Source organism: Bradyrhizobium sp. Mp27 (assembly GCF_029953005.1).
Lineage (GTDB): Bacteria > Pseudomonadota > Alphaproteobacteria > Rhizobiales > Xanthobacteraceae > Bradyrhizobium > Bradyrhizobium barranii.
This window is the reverse complement of record NZ_JASAUS010000518.1, coordinates 1-1208: the sequence shown is the minus strand read 5'-3', so window position 1 is coordinate 1208 and position 1208 is coordinate 1. Positions and strand designations below refer to the sequence as shown.

Sequence of the window (1208 nt, the reverse complement as noted above, 5' to 3'; positions counted from 1 at the left end):
CGCCAAAACCATCACCCTTGACGGCCAACCAGAACACTGACTCTATCTCCCATCGGCCGTAGCGGGCTGCTCACGATCGTCTGAATTCAGTGCTCACGATCGCGCGAAATCCGCACGGTCGAGAGATAGTACCACCCCCATCCGGTGATCTTGAGGTAGGTGAAGTCGGTCTGCCAGAGCTGGTTGACGGCCGTCGTCTTGTCCTTGAACTCGTTCGCGGCCTTGATCACCACATAGGCCGGGCTGGTGATGAGGTCAGGTCATGCGCCTTCAGCAGCCGATAGACCGACGCCTCGGATACAAAGTACTTTCGTTCGTCGGTGAACCGCACGGCCAAGTCGCGTGGCGACAGCTCAGGTGTAAGCGCGATTTTCCCCGCACGTTGACGCCTGCGCTTTTGACGGCGACTTCGTATCGGTACACCCGGGCGACTTCGTCGGAATCCGCAGACGGATGGTCTTCGTATCGGGGCGGCGTCTGGCCTGTTCAGGCAGAGGCGGTTTTGGGGAAGTTGAAGGGCAGCAGGTCGGTGATATCGGCGTCGCCCGCGCGCTGAGGCAATTGGGTGAGGACGTGGCGCAACCAGGCTAACGGCTCGACGCGTGAGGCGCGGCAGGTCAGCATCAGGCTGTAGACGACGGCGCTGGCCCTGGCGCCCTCGACGGTGTCGCTGAACAGCCAGCTCTTTCTGCCAGTGGCAAAGATTCTGATATCACGCTCCAGAAGATTGTTGTCGATCGGCATCCTGCCGTCCTCGGCGTAGCGCGTCAGATATTCCCATTGGTTTCGGGTGTAGGATATGGCGTCGCCAAGCTTGCTGTCCGGCAAGACCTTCGGGGCGATTTGATCGAGCCATTCCTTGAGGGCGTTCAGGACGGGAATGCTGTGTTGCTGGCGGAAGCGGCGAATGCATTGATCTGACGTTTCGCCTCTGTCTGGTTTTTCGTCCCGCGCCTGCCTTTCAACCCGGTAAAGCTGTTCGAAGAACCGCAGCGCCTGCTCGGGCGGACCGCCGCCTTTCTTCCTCGCCTTGAGGGCATCGACAAAGCGTCGCCTGGAGTGGGCCATGCATCCAATGTGGGTTGCCCCTTGTATGAGGCTTCTTTTGTCAAGAAGTTCGGCAGTGCAACGCATGTCTTGTCCTTCGTCAGTTTCTTTGTTCGATCTGAAAGCCCGTTTCTTCGTCCCGACCCGCGGCAGCGCCAGGC

General features: G+C 59.7%; 1 protein-coding gene and 1 pseudogene. Both read right to left on the bottom strand.

The genetic code is table 11. The features are described 5' to 3' along the window. Nucleotides 1–113 precede the first annotated feature (113 nt). Nucleotides 114–370: pseudogene (locus QJT78_RS51440) on the bottom strand (IS3 family transposase); the annotation flags it as partial. 116 nt (nucleotides 371–486) lie between these two features. Next, the coding region (locus QJT78_RS51435; protein ID WP_281460892.1) for an IS66 family transposase at nucleotides 487–1208 on the bottom strand (722 nt) is incomplete at its 5' end.